Source organism: Bradyrhizobium guangdongense (assembly GCF_004114975.1).
GTDB lineage: Bacteria > Pseudomonadota > Alphaproteobacteria > Rhizobiales > Xanthobacteraceae > Bradyrhizobium > Bradyrhizobium guangdongense.
In genome coordinates, this window is sequence record NZ_CP030051.1 from 4,723,398 (window position 1) to 4,741,377 (window position 17,980).

8 protein-coding genes are annotated in these 17,980 nt (G+C 62.9%); 1 reads left to right on the forward strand and 7 read right to left on the reverse strand.

The window, feature by feature from the left end; translation table 11 throughout:
- Nucleotides 1-13: 13 nt before the first annotated feature.
- From fusA to rpsL, 3 genes are read right to left on the reverse strand one after another with little or no spacing between them, the layout of a single operon-like run.
- Nucleotides 14-2,086 carry an elongation factor G gene (gene fusA / locus X265_RS22780; protein ID WP_128966832.1) on the reverse strand — a complete coding sequence of 691 codons (2,073 nt, stop codon included), beginning with the start codon at nt 2,084-2,086 and terminating at the stop codon, nt 14-16.
- A 33-nt stretch (nt 2,087-2,119) separates the two neighbouring features.
- A complete protein-coding gene (rpsG, locus tag X265_RS22785; protein ID WP_018647239.1) occupies nt 2,120-2,590 on the reverse strand; it encodes a 30S ribosomal protein S7 in 471 nt (156 codons plus the stop codon).
- A gap of 15 nt (nt 2,591-2,605) precedes the next feature.
- Nucleotides 2,606-2,977 (reverse strand): 30S ribosomal protein S12, encoded by a 372-nt coding sequence (gene rpsL, locus X265_RS22790; RefSeq protein ID WP_007603006.1) that lies wholly within the window; start codon nt 2,975-2,977, stop codon nt 2,606-2,608.
- 667 nt (nt 2,978-3,644) lie between these two features.
- Between rpsL and X265_RS22795 the strand changes: the two genes are divergently transcribed.
- Nucleotides 3,645-4,895, forward strand: a complete 1,251-nt coding sequence (locus X265_RS22795; protein WP_128966833.1) for an FAD-dependent oxidoreductase — start codon at nt 3,645-3,647, stop codon at nt 4,893-4,895.
- Here X265_RS22795 and X265_RS22800 read toward each other — a convergent pair.
- From X265_RS22800 to rpoB, 4 genes are all read right to left on the reverse strand, one after another.
- Complete coding sequence (locus X265_RS22800) at nt 4,811-6,838, reverse strand: ABC transporter ATP-binding protein (protein ID WP_128966834.1); 2,028 nt, start codon at nt 6,836-6,838, stop codon at nt 4,811-4,813. The two genes, X265_RS22795 and X265_RS22800, sit on opposite strands and share 85 nt — an antisense overlap.
- 135 nt (nt 6,839-6,973) lie before the next feature.
- Complete coding sequence (locus X265_RS22805; protein WP_128966835.1) at nt 6,974-9,037, reverse strand: FAD-dependent oxidoreductase; 2,064 nt, start codon at nt 9,035-9,037, stop codon at nt 6,974-6,976.
- Nucleotides 9,038-9,229: 192 nt separating this feature from the next.
- Nucleotides 9,230-13,426: a DNA-directed RNA polymerase subunit beta' gene (gene rpoC / locus X265_RS22810; RefSeq protein ID WP_128966836.1), complete on the reverse strand. Its 4,197-nt coding sequence runs from the start codon at nt 13,424-13,426 to the stop codon at nt 9,230-9,232.
- A 129-nt stretch (nt 13,427-13,555) separates the two neighbouring features.
- Complete coding sequence (rpoB, locus tag X265_RS22815; RefSeq protein ID WP_128966837.1) at nt 13,556-17,680, reverse strand: DNA-directed RNA polymerase subunit beta; 4,125 nt, start codon at nt 17,678-17,680, stop codon at nt 13,556-13,558.
- Nucleotides 17,681-17,980 lie beyond the last annotated feature (300 nt).

Consider the following 17,980-nt stretch of genomic DNA (forward strand, 5'->3'; position numbering starts at 1 on the left):
AGACCGACGACAATCAGGCAAACTTCTTTTGGACTTCCGCCGACACGTTAGCCGGCGCTTCTGCGTAGTGATCGAACTGCATGGTGAAGGTCGCGCGACCCTGGCTCATCGAGCGCAGGTTATTCACGTAACCGAACATGTTCATGAGCGGCACCATCGCGTTGATGACGTTGGCGTTGCCGCGCATGTCCTGACCCTGGATCTGACCGCGCCGGGAATTCAGGTCGCCGATGACCGAGCCGGTGTAGTCTTCCGGGGTCACCACTTCGACCTTCATGATCGGCTCGAGCAGGACGGACTTGCCCATCTGCAGCGCTTCGCGGAAGCAGGCGCGCGAAGCGATTTCGAAGGCGAGCGCCGACGAGTCGACGTCGTGATACTTGCCGTCGACGAGCTGCACCTTGACGTCGACCACGGGGAAGCCCGCGACCACGCCGGACGACAGCACGCTCTCGAGGCCCTTCTCGACGCCGGGGATGTATTCCTTCGGCACCGCGCCGCCGACGATCTTCGACTCGAACTCGTAGCCCTTGCCGGGCTCGTTCGGCTCGACGATGAACGAGACGGCGGCGAACTGGCCCGTACCACCCGTCTGCTTCTTGTGGGTGTAGCTGTGCTCGACGCGCTTGGTGACACGCTCACGGAACGCCACCTGCGGCGCGCCGATGTTGGCGTCGACCTTGTAGGTGCGCTTGAGGATGTCGACCTTGATGTCGAGATGGAGTTCGCCCATGCCCTTGAGGATGGTCTGACCGGACTCGTGATCTGTCGACACGCGGAAGGACGGATCCTCCGCGGCGAGCTTGGCCAGCGCCACGCCCAGCTTCTCCTGGTCGGCCTTGGACTTCGGCTCGATGGCGATCTCGATGACCGGCTCGGGGAATTCCATCTTTTCGAGGATCACCTGCTTGTCGGGATCGCACAGCGTATCACCAGTGCGCGCTTCCTTCAGGCCGGCCAGCGCGACGATATCGCCGGCATAGGCTTCCTTGATATCTTCGCGATTGTTCGCATGCATCAAGAGCATGCGCCCGATGCGCTCCTTCTTCTCACGGGTCGAGTTCACGACGCCGGTGCCGCTCTGCAGAACGCCGGAGTAGATGCGACAGAAGGTGATGGTGCCGACGAACGGGTCGTCCATGATCTTGAACGCGAGCAGAGCCAGCGGCTCCTTGTCGTCCGCCTTGCGCACGACTTCGTTGCCCTTGTCGTCGGTACCCTTGATCGCGGGCACGTCGAGCGGCGAAGGCAGATAGTCGACGACGGCGTCGAGCAGCGGCTGCACGCCCTTGTTCTTGAAGGCCGAGCCGCACAGCACGGGATAGAACGCGCCGGTGAGCACCGCCTTGCGGATCAGGCGCTTCAGGGTCGCCTCATCGGGCTCCTTGCCGTCGAGATAGGCGGCCATGGCATCGTCGTCGAGCTCGACGGCGGCTTCCACCATCTTCTCGCGGTATTCCTTGGCTTGGTCGACGAGATCTTCCGGAATGTCGACATAGTCGAACTTCGCGCCGAGCGACTCGTCGTTCCAGACGACGCCCTTCATCTTCACGAGGTCGACGAGACCCTTGAAGTTGTTCTCGGCACCGATCGGAAGCTGAATCGCGACGGGCTTCGCACCCAGACGGTCAACGATGTCGGCCAGACACTTGAAGAAATCGGCGCCGATCTTGTCCATCTTGTTGGCGAAGACGATGCGCGGAACCTTGTACTTGTCGCCTTGGCGCCAGACGGTCTCGGTCTGGGGCTCAACGCCCTGGTTCGAGTCGAGCACGCAGACGGCGCCGTCGAGCACGCGCAAGCTGCGCTCGACTTCAATGGTGAAGTCGACGTGGCCGGGAGTGTCGATGATGTTCAGGCGCTTGCCGGCCCAGAACGCGGTGGTCGCAGCCGAGGTGATCGTGATGCCACGCTCCTGCTCCTGCTCCATCCAGTCCATCGTCGCGGCACCTTCGTGCACTTCGCCGATCTTGTGGCTCTTGCCGGTGTAATAGAGGATGCGCTCGGTCGTCGTCGTCTTACCGGCGTCGATATGCGCCATGATACCGAAGTTACGGTAGTCCTCGATGGCATGTTGGCGGGGCATGGGGTGTTCCTTGCGAGTCCGTTTGTTTCGCCGTTACCAGCGATAGTGCGAGAAGGCGCGGTTGGCTTCCGCCATCCGGTGCACGTCTTCACGCTTCTTGACGGCGTTCCCACGGTTGTTCGATGCGTCGAGGAGCTCAGCCGAGAGCCGCTCCGTCATCGTCTTCTCGTTGCGCTCGCGCGCAGCTGCGATCAGCCAGCGGATGCCGAGAGCCTGACGACGGGTCGAGCGAACTTCGACCGGAACCTGATAGGTCGCGCCGCCGACGCGGCGGGAGCGCACTTCGATCGTCGGCATGACGTTCTCGAGTGCCTGCTCGAACACGCCGAGCGGGTTCTGCTTGGTCTTGGATTCGATGATACCAAACGCGCCATAGACGATACCTTCGGCGACCGACTTCTTGCCGGCGTACATCACCGAGTTCATGAACTTCGTGACGATGATGTTCCCGAACTTCGGATCGGGAAGAACTTCGCGCTTTTCCGCTGAGTGGCGACGAGACATTGAGCTGGTTCCCGCTTACTTCGGACGCTTCGCGCCGTACTTCGAACGACGCTGCTTACGGTTCTTGACGCCCTGGGTATCCAGAACGCCGCGGAGGATGTGATAGCGCACGCCGGGCAAGTCCTTGACGCGGCCGCCGCGGATCATGACCACCGAGTGCTCCTGAAGGTTATGGCCCTCACCCGGGATGTAGCCGATCACCTCGAAACCGTTGGTCAGACGCACCTTGGCGACCTTACGAAGCGCCGAGTTCGGCTTCTTCGGGGTCGTGGTGTAGACGCGGGTGCAAACACCACGCTTCTGCGGCGACTGCTGCAGCGCCGGCACCTTCTTGCGCGACTTCTGCACTTCACGCGGTTGAGCGATCAGCTGGTTGATCGTCGGCATCCTGGCCTTACCCTTTGTTATCGCGACCCCTTCCGGGCCCGCTGTCTTGCCGCGGCCCGTTGCCGGGACCGCAAATTCTTGTCGAGCTTCCCGCCGACGAGGCCCGCTCCGCACGGAACAATCCGCGCAAAGCGAAATCGCGCCAACCGCTCCATCACCGAGCGGAAAGCGCTTCGACGCCACAGAGGACCGCAGTATTTAGGCCGGTCAGCTCAAAGCCGCGGCCCGCGCACTGAGGTCATGCATCCGAATTCGACCTCAAGAGAACTGGCTCGAGAGACCTAAAATCGCACTGGCATTGCCTAGCTATTATCGACAGCGTTTGAGCGGCATTCGTCGAGGTTGGTGCCCGTTGAGCGATCCCTGGGGATCAACGGGTGGCCCGTTCCGACGCTGGCGATGCTCACCGCCTGTCGTTAAGTGAGGCGCTTTCTATAAGTGAGAATCGGTCAAGTCAAGGCGAAACGACAGCGACAAAGCGCTTCTCGCGCCTTCGGAAATTGCCCGCCCGACGCCCTCGCCGCAGGCCTCCGATATGGTAGCGAAGGCTCCGCCTCTCAAGAGCTATGCAAATTATATCCGGGCGAAATATACTTTTATATCCCATGCTAAGGCTTTTTTTCCTGTTGATGCGGCAATCTGCCTCGCTCCGGCAGAGACAGGCGCCATGCGGTATACCGATATTGCCATCATTGGCGGGGGACTTGCCGGCTCAACCGCCGCCGCGATGCTCGGACGCGCCGGCATTTCGGCGGTGCTGATCGACCCGCACCAGACCTATCCGGCCGATTTTCGCGTCGAAAAGCTCAGCGGTCACGGGCAGATCGAGCGATTCCAGCGGAGCGGAATCGCCGACTCAGTCCTGCGTCGCGCGACGTTCTCCGGCGAGAACTGGATCGCGCGTTTCGGCCATCTGCTCGACAAGGCGCCGACCCGGCAGTTCAACATCCGCTACGATTCCCTGGTCAACGCGGTCCGCGACGAGATCCCTGCAACGGTCGGACGAAGCTGGACCAAGGCGGTATCGGTCGAGACCAGTCCGGAGCGGCAGAGAATTGTGCTCGCCAATGACGGGACGATCTCGGCCCGTCTGGTCGTGCTCGCCAACGGCCTCAACGTCGGCCTTCGCCACCAGCTTGGCATCAAGCGAACTCTTATCAGTGCCTGCCATTCCATCTCGATCGGGTTCGACGTGGAGCCGGCGGGGCGGAATTGCTTCGACTTCCCGGCCCTGACCTATTTCTCGGAGCGGCCGAGCGACCGCATCCCCTACATCTCGCTTTTTCCGATCGGCACACGGATGCGGGCCAATCTGTTCGTCTACCGCGGCTTCGACGACCCCTGGTTGGCCCAATTTCGCCGTGCGCCGGCCGAGACATTGAACGCCGCCTTGCCGCGGCTCAAGCGGATCACCGGCCCGTTCGACATTGTCGGCGAAATCAAGATCCGCCCGGTCGATCTCTATGTGAATGACGCTCGTCACCAGCCGGGTGTGGTGCTGGCGGGCGATGCTTTCGCGACCTCGTGTCCGGTCGCCGGCACCGGCTGCGACAAGGTGTTCACCGACGTCGAGCGGCTCTGCAACGTCCATATCCCGCAATGGCTGGCATCCGACGGGATGGACGCGACCAAGATGGCCGCCTTCTACGCCGATCCGGTCAAGCAGGCCTGCGACCAATGGTCGACGGCGAAAGCCTTCGACTTCCGTTCCGTATCAATTGCAACGAGCCCCTACTGGACTGGGCAGCGCTGGGCGCGTTTCACGGCGTGGTCGGCCCAAGGATTGCTGCGACGGCTTGGAGGAGCGATCCATCTGGAGCCGAACTTCCTCGGTCACTCCTCGTCGTCCTCGTCCTCATCATCCTCGTCGAGGTCGTCCTCGTCGTCTTCGTCATCATCGCTGTCGACGTCGGCCTGAGCGGCCACGCCGTGGGGCTGATGGATCTGATCGTTCCACAGCTTGCGATAAGTGCCGTTCCTGGCCAGCAGCTCGGCATGCGAGCCGCGCTCGATCGCCCTGCCCCCTGAAATCACGATGATCTCGTCCATCTCGACCACCGACGTCAGACGGTGGGTCGACCAGATCATGGTGCGACCCTTGGCGACCTTTAGCAGCGTGCGATTGATCGCCGCCTCCGTGGTCTGGTCGAGCGCCGAGGTGGCCTCGTCCAGCAGCAGCACCGAGGGATTGCGGATGATCGCGCGCGCGATCGCGATACGCTGGCGCTGGCCGCCCGACAGCGTATCGCCGCGCTCGCCGACCGGCGTGTCGTAGCGCTGCGGCAGGCTCATGATGTAACGGTGAATCTCGGCCTTCTTGGCGGCCTCCTCGACCTCCTCGTCGGTCGCGCCCTCCTTGCCGAGCCGAATGTTCTCGCGGATCGACATGTTGAACAGCATGTTCTCCTGGAACACCACCGCCATGCTCCGGCGCAGCGAATCCAGGGTCACCTTGCGCACATCGACGCCGTCGATGGTGACGCGGCCCTCGTCCGGCACGTAGAGGCGCAGGATCAGGTTGAGCAACGTGCTCTTGCCGGAGCCCGACGGACCGACGATGGCGATGCGCTTGCCGACATTGAGCTTGAGGCTGAGATTGTCCAGCACCGGCATCTGGCTGCCCTCGTACTGGAACGTCACGTGGTCGAAGGTGATGTCGTTGGTGATGCGCGGCAGGTCGGGCGCACCTGGACGATCGGCGCCGCGCGTGGGCTCGTCGAGCAGCTCCTGGATATGACGGATCGCGGCGGCCGAGGAGATCGACACCGGGATGAAGTGCATCACGTGGGCGATGTTGTAGGAGACCTCCCAGAACGCGCTCTCGAAGGTGACGAAGGTGCCGATGGTGATCTGGCCCTTGGTCGCAAGGTAAGCGCCGATCGCGAGCACGACGAGGTGCAACAGCAGCACCGAGATGGTGACCGTTCGTTCGACCATCGTCGACAGGAATCCGGCGGCGGCAATCCGGTCGCGGGTCGCGTCGTTGCGGAAGGTGAAGAAGCCGAACATCTTGCGCTGCAGGCTGAACGCCTTGATCACGGCCTGCGCCGCCACGTTCTCCTGCACCATGCCGAGCAGCGCGCTTTCGTTGAGCTTCTGCTCGTAATTGGCCTGCACCGCCTTCGGGGTCAGGATGCGCGGGCCGATCAGGGTGATCGGAAACACCAGCAGCGCGACCACCGCGAGCTGCCAGTTCAGGAACAGCATCAGGATGATGCCGGCGATCAGCTCCAGGAAGGGCAGCGCGGCGCTGTTGGTGAAGGTCTTGACCGAGCCTTCGAAGGCCGACAGGTCGACCGAGAAGCGCGACAGGATCTCGCCGCGCTTGGTGCGGCCGAAATAGGCCGCCGGAAGGTCCTGAACGTGCTCGAACAGGCGCTTGCGGACGTCGGAGATGACGCAAGCCGCCAGCCGCGCGTCCCAGCGCTCATACCAGACCGCGACGATGGAGGTGAAGATTCCGGCCGCCGCGAGCACGCCGAGGATCTTGTACAGCGCCTGAAAGTCCTCCTCGCCGAGCGCGTCATCGATCAGGAATTTCAGGCTGAGCGGCATGATGACGTTGAACAGCGTCTCGACCAGAACACCGAACGCCACATAGCCAAGGATGCGCTTGTAATTGGACAGGAAGGGTTTGACGAAACCCAGGATGGTCGCGAGCGCGCCGGCGGCCTCACGGGCGGTAAAGACGACGAGATCCTCGTCATCATCGTCGTCGAGCTCAAGCTCGTCGTCGGCGTCTTCGTCGCCCTCGTCGTCTTCAAGCTCGGGCTCGGCAGCGGCAGCGAGCTTGGTCTCGAGCTCGGCCGCCTCTTGCGCGGCGAGCTTCTGTTTGTCGGGAGAGAGAGGCCTGGACGCCATGAAACCAACCGATGCTGACGGCCGGCATGACCGCAGAGAAAGCAGGACATAGCGGCGGGGCCGCTATGTCGCCGATTCTATGCGATCAGGATCAATTCGGCAAAGCAATTGGCGAAATTCATCCATCCCGTGGTGCTAATCGTCGTCTTCGTCCTCGACCTTATCGAAGAAGGAATAGCGCAGGGAATCGGCGTCGGCATACCACTCGCCCGGACCCTTGTTGGCGGCGAGCGTCGCTTCCCAGAGCGCGTCGGTGCAGTCCTTGCGGTGCATCGACAGATCGAAGCCGTTGCCGAAGAACAGCTCGGACCATTCCCACCAGGTGCCCAGCTTCTTGACCCCGCGCAGCAGGTCGTAGCGATCGATCACGACCGACGCCATGTCCGAAGTCACCGAACCGAACACGAGGCCGGTCTTGACCACGCGATTCAATTCGCGGATCGCGCGAACCACCTGCTTCGGAGCCACATGGCAGAGGCTGGTTTCGAACACGTAGTCGAAGCTGCCGTCCTTGAACGGCATGTCGGTGATCGAGCCGAGCTTGTTATACTTCTTCAGCGCCTTCGGCGTCCTGGCGTGGATGGCGCGATTGTTCTCGATGCCCCAGGCATCGATGCCGCGCTCGCGTAGCGCACCGACCAGCTCGCCACTGGCGGAACCCGCGACCAGGAGCTTGGCGCCCTTCGTCTTGCCCCAGACGATACCGACCAGCCTGCTCAGATAATCGGGGTCCGTGAAATGGCTCCAAACCTCGCTGTAGGGGCCAAGGCCGCGATAGTTCTCGAAATAATCGCGGTTGATCTTGTCCGAGACCGGCTCGCCATTCTCCTGCGCACGCTCGCGCCGCAGCCGCATCATCTCGGTCAGGATGATGTCGGTCGCCGCGTCCGAGGAGTCGAGCAGGCCGTTCAGGGTGGAGTCGAACAGATAGTCGCCGACCACGACGATCCCTGGATGTTCCTTCGGCTCCGGCCGATGATTGGTCATGACGTCACGCACCGGCAGACCGCCCGGAATCGCGTTCACCGACGATAGCCAGCGATGGATCTTGCCCTCCATGAAATGCGCGCGGGCATCGCCGAGCGAGGCCGGCAGCGATTTCAGCGCGGCATCGATCAGTTCCTGATCCGACAGATTGGCGAAGGCCAGCGCATCGGAGCCGGGGATCAGCCAGTTCAGGACCCCGTGCCGGCCGACGTCGTGGCGCGCGCCCTCGTTGTAGACGCAGCAGCCGCCGAAGGCTTCCGACATGAACCAGGCGCCGGGAATCTTTTCGCCCCAGAACGGGGTGTCGAACAGGATCGAGACGCGCAAATAATGCGCGGGACGATCGAAATAGGCGACGTGCTTGACCATCGACTTGCGCAGCTGCTCGCCTTCCCACCCCACAGTGGAGAGCCAGGAGTGCGGAAGGCAGACCAGCACGAGGTCGAAGTCGCGCGTCTCCGGCCCCTTCCCGTTCATCATCTTGAGCTGATAGCGGCCGGTCGGCGCCTTGCCGACGGTGAGGACGCGATGATTGAGCTGGATGTCGGCGTTGACCTCCGACTGGAGGCATTCGATCAGCTGCTCGTTGCCGTTCTGGATGGAGTAGAGGCCGATATAGCCGTCGACATCCATCAGATAGTTCTTGAGCGCGTTGAGGCCATTGGTGTTGTGGCTTTCGGTCGCGATGTCCGAACGCGCCATCACCTTGAAGAAACGCTTTGCGGTCTCGTCCTCGACCTCCTCGTCGAGCACCTGCTCGGCGGTCTTGTAGGCCCAGGGGTTCTCGTTGTCGTGGGCGCCGACGCCCTCGTAATATTCGATCGGCGACATCGCTTCAGCGCAGCGCTTGCGGAAGGCCTCGATCGCGGCCGCGGTCTTGACGCCGTATTTGCGGCGCATGCCCGGTACGTCGTTCAAGAGTTCGCCGTCGAGGTGCACCTGCTCGGCGTCCATCGGAATGGTCTGCAGTCCGAAATGCTGGATCAGCTCGCGCAGCGGATCGGGACCCGTCATCGAGTAGTCGTAGATCTCGGCAACGCCGGCCTCGTACATCGCCGGTGCGGAATCGAATTTGCGCGTGACGATCTTGCCGCCGAGCCGGTCGGACGCTTCGTAGATGGTGATGCGGCAGAGGTCGCCGAGCTTACGCTTCAGATACCAGGCGCTCATCAGCCCGCCGGGGCCGCCGCCTACGATTGCAAGATCAAGCATATGAGTTCCGTGGTCTCCGGCCCTGCCCCCGTCACGGGACCACCGGTCTAAGTTGCCTTAGCAAAAGCTCTTTTCAGCCTGAAGGAAAGATGAACAAAGACTGATCCTGCATTGCAGAAAGCGCAGAAAGCAACAAAAAGGCCGGCAAAAGCCGGCCTTTCCGTTATCCTCAGTAATCGTACGGAGGAGCTATTATTCCGCAGGCGGCAGTGCGGGAAGCTCCGCCTCCGGCGCCGGCGGCGCGACGGTCGCCTGCTTCTCGCGCTCGTCGAGAATCAGCTTGTCGCGCTTCATGGCGACTTCGCGGATCTTGGCCATGGAGGCGCCGGTGCCCGCCGGGATCAGCCGGCCGACGATGACGTTCTCCTTGAGACCCTCGAGCGGATCGATCTTGCCGTTGACCGCCGCTTCCGTGAGGACGCGGGTGGTCTCCTGGAACGAGGCCGCCGAGAAGAAGGAGCGGGTCTGCAGGCTCGCCTTGGTGATGCCGAGCAGAACCGGCGTACCCGTGGCGGGCTTCTTGCCCTCTTCCTTGGCCTTCTCGTTCAGCGCGTCGAACTCGATCTTGTCGACCTGCTCGCCGGAGATCATGTCCGTGTCGCCCTGGTCGGTGATTTCCACCTTCTGGAGCATCTGACGGACAATCACCTCGATGTGCTTGTCGTTGATGAGCACGCCCTGGAGCCGGTAGACCTCCTGGATTTCGTTGACCAGATAGGCCGCGAGCTCTTCGATGCCCTTGACCGCAAGGATGTCGTGCGGCGCCGGGTTGCCTTCCACGATGAAGTCGCCCTTTTCGACGACGTCGCCGTCCTGAAGGTGGATGTGCTTGCCCTTCGGGATCAGGTACTCGCGCGGCTCGTCGGTCTTGTCCATCGGCTCGATCGAGATGCGACGCTTGTTCTTGTAGTCGCGTCCGAACCGGATGGTGCCCGCGATCTCGGCGATGATCGCCGCATCCTTCGGACGCCGTGCCTCGAACAGTTCCGCCACCCGCGGCAGACCGCCGGTGATGTCACGCGTCTTGGCGCTTTCGGTCGAGACACGAGCGAGGATGTCGCCCGGGTTGACCTTGGCTCCGACGTCGACCGAGAGAATGGCGTCGACTGACAGCATGTAGCGGGCGTCGCCGCCACGGGCGAGCTTGAGCACCTTGCCGTCCTTGCCCTTTACCACGATGGCCGGACGCAGGTCCGAGCCGCCGCGGGTCGAGCGCCAGTCGATGACCACGCGCTTGGCGATACCGGTGGCCTCGTCCAGCGTTTCCGAGATCGACTGGCCTTCGACCAGATCCTCGAAGCCGATGGTGCCTTCCACTTCGGTGAGAAGCGGACGGGTGTACGGGTCCCACTCGACGATGCGCTGGCCACGCTTGACCATATCGCCCTCGTCGACGTGGAGGCGCGAGCCATACTGGACACGGTGCGTCGCACGTTCGGTGCCGTCGGCATCGACGACGGCCACCACCATGTTGCGCACCATCGCGATCAGGTGACCTTCGCTGTTGCGGGCGATGGCCTTGTTCCGGATCACGATCTTGCCGTCGAAATTGGCTTCGACGAACGACTGCTCGTTGAGCTGCGCCGCACCACCGATGTGGAAAGTGCGCATGGTGAGCTGGGTACCCGGCTCGCCGATCGACTGCGCCGCGATGACGCCGACCGCTTCGCCGTGGTTGACCGGCGTGCCGCGGGCGAGGTCGCGGCCGTAGCACTTGCCGCAGATGCCGTTGACGAGTTCGCAGGTCAGCGCCGAGCGGATCTTCACCTCCTGCACGCCACCCTGCTGGATGGCCTCCAGATGGCTCTCTTCCATCAGCGTGTCGCGCTTGATGATCACCTTGCCCGAGCTGTCACGCACGTCTTCGCAGGCCGTGCGTCCGAGGATGCGCGAACCGAGCGAAGCGACCACGGTGCCGGCATCGACGATGGCGCGCATCTTGATGCCGAGCTTGGTGCCGCAATCGGACTGCGTGATGATGCAGTCCTGCGCGACGTCGACCAGACGACGTGTCAGGTAGCCAGAGTTCGCGGTCTTCAACGCGGTGTCCGCGAGGCCCTTACGGGCGCCGTGGGTCGAGTTGAAGTACTCGAGAACCGAGAGGCCTTCCTTGAAGTTCGAGATGATCGGCGTCTCGATGATCTCACCCGACGGCTTGGCCATCAGACCGCGCATGCCGGCGAGCTGGCGCATCTGGGCCGGCGAACCGCGGGCACCGGAGTGAGCCATCATGTAGATCGAGTTGATGTCGGCATCGGCTCCGCTCGCCGTCTTCTTGGTGGCGGAGATCTCCTTCATCATCGCCTTGGCGATTTCTTCCGTGGCCTTCGACCAGGCGTCGACGACCTTGTTGTACTTCTCGCCATGGGTGATCAGACCATCGTTGTACTGCTGCTCGAAATCCTTCGCCAGCGTACGGGTGGTGTCGACGATCTTCCACTTGCCGTGCGGCACGACCATGTCGTCCTTGCCGAATGAGATGCCGGCCTTGAACGCGTTGTAGAAGCCGAGCGCCATGATGCGGTCGCAGAAGATCACGGTCTCCTTCTGGCCGCAGTGACGATAGACCTGGTCGATGACGCCCGAGATCTCGCGCTTGGTCATCAGCTTGTTGATGATCTCGTACGAGATGCGCGGGTTCTTCGGCAGCAGATTGCCGAGCATGACGCGGCCCGCAGTGGTTTCGATCCAGCGCTTGGAGACCTTGCCGGTCTCGTCCATGCCTTCCCACCGGTACTTGATCTTGGTGTGGAGGTGGATGACCTTCGCGTGCAGGGCGTGCTCGAGCTCGGCCATGTCGCCGAACAGCTTGCCCTCGCCGGGCAGGCCTTCGCGCATGATCGAGACGTAGTAGAGACCGAGCACGATGTCCTGCGAGGGCACGATGATCGGCTGGCCGTTCGCCGGATGCAGGATGTTATTGGTCGACATCATCAGCACGCGCGCTTCCAGCTGCGCTTCGAGCGACAGCGGAACGTGCACGGCCATCTGGTCGCCGTCGAAGTCGGCGTTGAACGCCGAGCAGACCAGCGGGTGAAGCTGGATCGCCTTGCCCTCGATCAGCACCGGCTCGAACGCCTGGATGCCCAGGCGATGCAGCGTCGGGGCGCGGTTGAGCAGCACGGGATGCTCGCGGATCACCTCGTCCAGGATGTCCCAGACCTCGGGCCGCTCCTTCTCGACCAGCTTCTTCGCCTGCTTCACGGTGGTGGACAGGCCCTTGGCGTCAAGCCGCGAGTAGATGAACGGCTTGAACAGCTCGAGAGCCATTTTCTTCGGCAGGCCGCACTGATGCAGGCGCAGCTCGGGACCGACCACGATCACCGAACGGCCGGAATAGTCGACGCGCTTGCCGAGCAGGTTCTGACGGAAACGACCCTGCTTGCCCTTGAGCATATCGGCGAGCGACTTCAGCGGGCGCTTGTTGGCACCGGTGATGACGCGGCCGCGGCGGCCGTTGTCGAACAGCGCATCGACCGCTTCCTGAAGCATGCGCTTCTCGTTGCGGATGATGATGTCGGGCGCGCGCAGCTCCATCAGCCGCTTCAAGCGGTTGTTGCGGTTGATGACGCGGCGGTACAGGTCGTTGAGGTCGGAGGTTGCGAAGCGGCCGCCGTCCAGCGGCACCAGCGGACGCAGGTCCGGCGGGATCACGGGAACGACAGTCAGGATCATCCATTCCGGCTTGTTGCCGGAGTGGCGGAAGGCCTCGACGATCTTCAGACGCTTGGCGAGCTTCTTGTGCTTGATGTCGGAGTCGGTCTCCTGCATCTCGGCGCGAAGCGACACTTCGAGCTTCTCGAGGTCCATGCCCTTGAGCAGCTCGCGGATCGCTTCCGCGCCGATCATGGCGGTGAAGCTGTCCTGGCCGTATTCGTCCTGCGCCTTCAGATACTCGTCTTCCGACAGCAGCTGACGGTCCTTCAGCGCGGTGAGGCCCGGCTCCAGCACGACGTAGTATTCGAAGTAGAGGATCCGCTCGAGATCCTTCAGCGTCATGTCGAGCAGGAGGCCGATGCGCGACGGCAGCGACTTCAGGAACCAGATGTGGGCGACGGGAGCCGCGAGCTCGATATGGCCCATGCGCTCGCGCCGGACGCGCGACAGCGTAACCTCGACCGAGCACTTCTCGCAGATGATGCCCTTGTACTTCATGCGCTTGTACTTGCCGCACAAGCACTCGTAGTCCTTGATCGGCCCGAAGATGCGGGCGCAGAACAGGCCGTCGCGCTCGGGCTTGAAGGTACGGTAGTTGATGGTCTCCGGCTTCTTGATCTCGCCGTAGGACCAGGACAGAATCTTCTCCGGGGACGCGATCGAGATCCGGATCTGGTCGAAGACCTGAGCCGGCGTCGTCGGGTTAAAGAGATTCATAATTTCTTGGTTCATCGTCTTCTCCTCGCGTACCGGTCGCCTCCGGCCGCAAATTCGAAAATCACTCGAGCGGGGCGCCCTGCCCTCAAGGCATCGGGAGGGGCGCCAATGCCCGGCCGCGAAGGCCGGGCATGAAAGGTCGTGTTACTCGGCCGCTTCCGACGTCGGCGCCGGTCCCATCTTGGAATTGTGCAGATCGACGTTGAGGCCGAGCGAGCGCATTTCCTTGACCAGCACGTTGAACGATTCCGGAATGCCGGCCTCGAAGGTGTCGTCGCCGCGCACGATCGCCTCGTACACCTTGGTACGGCCGGCGACGTCGTCCGACTTCACGGTCAGCATTTCCTGGAGCGTGTAGGCCGCGCCGTAAGCTTCGAGCGCCCACACCTCCATTTCGCCGAAACGCTGGCCGCCGAACTGCGCCTTGCCGCCCAGCGGCTGCTGGGTGACGAGCGAGTACGGACCGATCGAACGCGCGTGGATCTTGTCGTCGACCAGATGGTGCAGCTTGAGCATGTAGATGTAGCCCACCGTCACCTTGCGATCGAAGGCATCGCCGGTGCGGCCGTCATAGACGGTCGACTGGCCGGACGCGTCGAGACCCGCGAGCTTCAGCATCTCCTCGATGTCGGTCTCCTTGGCACCATCGAACACCGGCGTCGCGATCGGCACGCCGCGGCTTAAGTTGTGGCCGAGTTCAAGCAGCTCGTTGTCGTTGAGCGTCTTGATCGTCTCGTCCTCGCCATAGACCTTCTTCAAGGTTTCCTTCAGCGGCTTGATGTCCTGCTTCGACAAATAGGCATCGACCGTCTGGCCGATGCGCTTGCCGAGGCCGGCGCAGGCCCAGCCGAGATGGGTCTCGAGGATCTGTCCGACGTTCATGCGCGAGGGCACGCCCAGCGGATTGAGCACGATGTCGGCGTGCGTGCCGTCCTCGAGGAACGGCATGTCCTCGATCGGCACGATCTTCGACACCACGCCCTTGTTGCCGTGACGGCCGGCCATCTTGTCGCCGGGCTGGATCTTGCGCTTCACCGCGACGAAGACCTTGACCATCTTCATCACGCCGGGCGGAAGCTCGTCACCACGCTGGAGCTTCTCGACCTTGTCGAGGAAGCGCTGCTCGAGCCCCTTCTTCGACTCGTCGTACTGCTTCCGCATGGCCTCGATCTCGGCCATCAGCTTGTCGTTGGGCGAAGCGAACAGCCACCACTGCGACTTCGGGTACTCCTCGAGCACCGCACGGGTGATCTTGGTGTCCTTCTTGAAGCCCTTGGGACCTGCAATGCCCTGCCGCCCCTCGAGGAGCTCGGCAAGACGGTTGTAGACGTTGCGGTCCAGGATCGCCTGTTCGTCGTCTCGGTCCTTGGCCAGACGCTCGATCTCTTCCCGCTCGATCGCCAGCGCACGCTCGTCCTTGTCGACGCCGTGGCGGTTGAACACGCGGACTTCCACGATCGTGCCCTGCACGCCCGGGGGAACGCGCAGCGAGGTGTCGCGAACGTCGGAGGCCTTCTCGCCGAAGATGGCGCGCAGAAGCTTCTCTTCCGGCGTCATCGGGCTTTCGCCCTTCGGCGTGATCTTGCCGACCAGGATGTCGCCGGCCCGCACTTCAGCGCCGATGTAGACGATACCGGCTTCGTCGAGGTTCTTCAGCGCTTCTTCCGAAACGTTCGGGATGTCGCGGGTGATTTCCTCAGGGCCGAGCTTGGTGTCGCGGGCCATCACCTCGAACTCCTCGATGTGGATCGAGGTGAAGACGTCCTCCTTCACGATCCGCTCGGAGAGCAGGATCGAGTCTTCGAAGTTGTAGCCGTTCCACGGCATGAACGCGACGAGCACGTTGCGGCCGAGCGCGAGCTCGCCGAGATCGGTCGACGGACCGTCGGCGATGATGTCGCCCTTCTTGACGATGTCGCCGACCTTCACCAGCGGACGCTGGTTGATGCAGGTCGACTGGTTGGAGCGCTGGTACTTCATCAACCGATAGATATCGACGCCCGACTTGGTCGGATCGAGATCTTCGGTGGCGCGGATGACGACGCGGGTCGCGTCGATCTGGTCGATCACGCCCGAACGGCGTGCCGCGATCGCAGCACCCGAGTCACGCGCAACTACACCTTCCATGCCGGTGCCGACGAACGGCGCTTCGGCGCGAACCAGCGGCACCGCCTGGCGCTGCATGTTCGAGCCCATCAGCGCGCGGTTGGCGTCGTCGTTCTCGAGGAACGGGATCAGGGCTGCGGCGACCGAAACGAGCTGCTTCGGCGATACGTCCATGTAGTCGACCTTGTCGGGCGTCAGCGGCACGACGTCGCGGGTGCCGCTGGCGCGGCAGACCACGAGGTCTTCGGTGAAGCGGCCCTTGGCGTCGACAGGCACGTTGGCCTGCGCGACCGAGTAGCGGCCCTCTTCCATCGCCGAGAGGTACACGACCTCGTCGGTAACGCGACCGTCCTTGACCTTGCGATACGGCGTCTCGACGAAGCCGTACTTGTTCACCCGCGCGAAGGTGGCGAGCGAGTTGATCAGGCCGATGTTCGGACCTTCCGGCGTCTCGATCGGGCAGATGCGGCCGTAATGCGTCGGATGCACGTCGCGCACTTCGAAGCCGGCGCGCTCGCGGGTCAGACCGCCCGGTCCAAGTGCCGAGAGACGGCGCTTGTGGGTGATCTCCGACAGAGGATTGGTCTGGTCCATGAACTGCGAGAGCTGCGAGGAGCCGAAGAACTCGCGCACGGCAGCCGCCGCCGGCTTGGCGTTGATCAGGTCCTGCGGCATGACCGTGTCGATGTCGACCGAGGACATGCGCTCCTTGATCGCGCGCTCCATGCGCAGGAGGCCGATGCGGTATTGGTTCTCCATGAGCTCGCCGACCGAGCGCACGCGGCGGTTGCCGAGATGGTCGATGTCGTCGATCTCGCCCTTGCCGTCGCGCAGATCCACCAGCGTCTTGATGACGCAAAGGATGTCTTCCTTGCGCAGCGTACGCTGGGTGTCGGGCGCATCGAGGTCGAGGCGCATGTTCATCTTGACGCGGCCGACCGCGGAGAGGTCGTAACGCTCGGCATCGAAGAACAGCGACTGGAACATCGCCTGCGCCGAATCCAGCGTCGGCGGCTCGCCCGGACGCATCACGCGGTAGATGTCGAACAGCGCGTCCTCACGCGTCATGTTCTTGTCGGCCGCGAGCGTGTTGCGGATATAGGCGCCGACATTGACGTGGTCGATGTCGAGCAGCGGCAGTTCCTTGTAACCGTGCTCGTTGAGCACCTTGAGCGACTTGTCGGTGATTTCCTCACCGGCTTCGGCGTGGATCTCACCGGTCTTCGGGTTGACGAGGTCCTCGGCGAGGTAGTTGCCGACGAGCTCCTCGTCCGACAGGCGCAGCGCCTTGAGCCCCTTCTCCTGGAGCTGGCGGGCGGCACGGACGGTGAGCTTCTTGCCGGCCTCGAGCACCACCTTGCCGGTGTCGGCATCGATCAGGTCGTTGATGGTCGAGTAGCCGCGGAAGCGGTTGGCGTCGAACGGAACGCGCCAGCCTTCCTTGGTCCGCTTGTAGAGGATCTTCTTGTAGAACGTGGACAGGATCGCCTCGCCGTCGAGGCCGAGGGCGAACATCAGCGACGTCACCGGAATCTTGCGGCGACGGTCGATACGCGCATAGACGATGTCCTTGGCGTCGAACTCGATGTCGAGCCAGGAGCCGCGATACGGGATCACGCGGGCGGCGAACAGCAGCTTGCCCGAGGAATGGGTCTTGCCCTTGTCGTGGTCGAAGAACACGCCCGGCGAACGGTGCATCTGCGAGACGATGACGCGCTCGGTGCCGTTTACGATGAAGGTGCCGTTCATCGTCATGAGCGGGATGTCGCCCATGTAGACGTCCTGCTCCTTGATGTCCTTGACCGACTTCGCGCCGGTTTCCTCGTCGATATCGAACACGATGAGGCGCAGCGTCACCTTGAGCGGGGCCGCGAAGGTCATGCCGCGCTGACGGCACTCGTCGACGTCGTATTTCGGCTGCTCGAACTCGTAGCGGACGAATTCCAGCATCGAGGTGCCCGAGAAGTCGGAGATCGGGAACACGGACCGGAACACAGCCTGCAGGCCCTCGTCGAGGCGCCCGCCCTGGGGTTCGTCGACCATCAGGAACTGGTCATAGGACGCCTTCTGAACCTCGATGAGGTTCGGCATCTCGGCAACTTCCTTGATGTGTCCGAAGAACTTGCGAACGCGTTTGCGACCGGTGAATGTCTGCTGCGCCATCGTGGCCTCTCATTTTCGTCGCCCGCTCCGGGCGAACCGTCCGGAACGCGGCTGCCACCGCTCCCCGGGTTGAATTTGTCGAACCCGCTTTGGGGGCCGGAGACTCAGTTTCAGGCGGGAATGTCCTGAATCTGTTCTTCAGACCTTCAAAACGCAAAACGACGCGCGGGGCGCTGGTGCGCGCCCGCCCGTCTCAACGATCGTCTTCACGGACTGCAAAAGCCCGAAATAGCCTGCTCTCCCAACGGCTTACAGGGAAATCCGACGCCCTGCCCACCGCGCTTTCGTGCTGCCGACCCG

Bases quoted from the DNA above. Each gene is read 5' to 3' on its own strand.
- fusA (WP_128966832.1), bottom strand. From the start codon at position 2,086: ATGCCCCGCCAACATGCCATCGAGGACTACCGTAACTTCGGTATCATG.
- rpsG (WP_018647239.1), bottom strand. From the start codon at position 2,590: ATGTCTCGTCGCCACTCAGCGGAAAAGCGCGAAGTTCTTCCCGATCCG.
- rpsL (WP_007603006.1), bottom strand. From the start codon at position 2,977: ATGCCGACGATCAACCAGCTGATCGCTCAACCGCGTGAAGTGCAGAAG.
- X265_RS22795 (WP_128966833.1), top strand. From the start codon at position 3,645: ATGCGGTATACCGATATTGCCATCATTGGCGGGGGACTTGCCGGCTCA.
- X265_RS22800 (WP_128966834.1), bottom strand. From the start codon at position 6,838: ATGGCGTCCAGGCCTCTCTCTCCCGACAAACAGAAGCTCGCCGCGCAA.
- X265_RS22805 (WP_128966835.1), bottom strand. From the start codon at position 9,037: ATGCTTGATCTTGCAATCGTAGGCGGCGGCCCCGGCGGGCTGATGAGC.
- rpoC (WP_128966836.1), bottom strand. From the start codon at position 13,426: ATGAACCAAGAAATTATGAATCTCTTTAACCCGACGACGCCGGCTCAG.
- rpoB (WP_128966837.1), bottom strand. From the start codon at position 17,680: ATGGCGCAGCAGACATTCACCGGTCGCAAACGCGTTCGCAAGTTCTTC.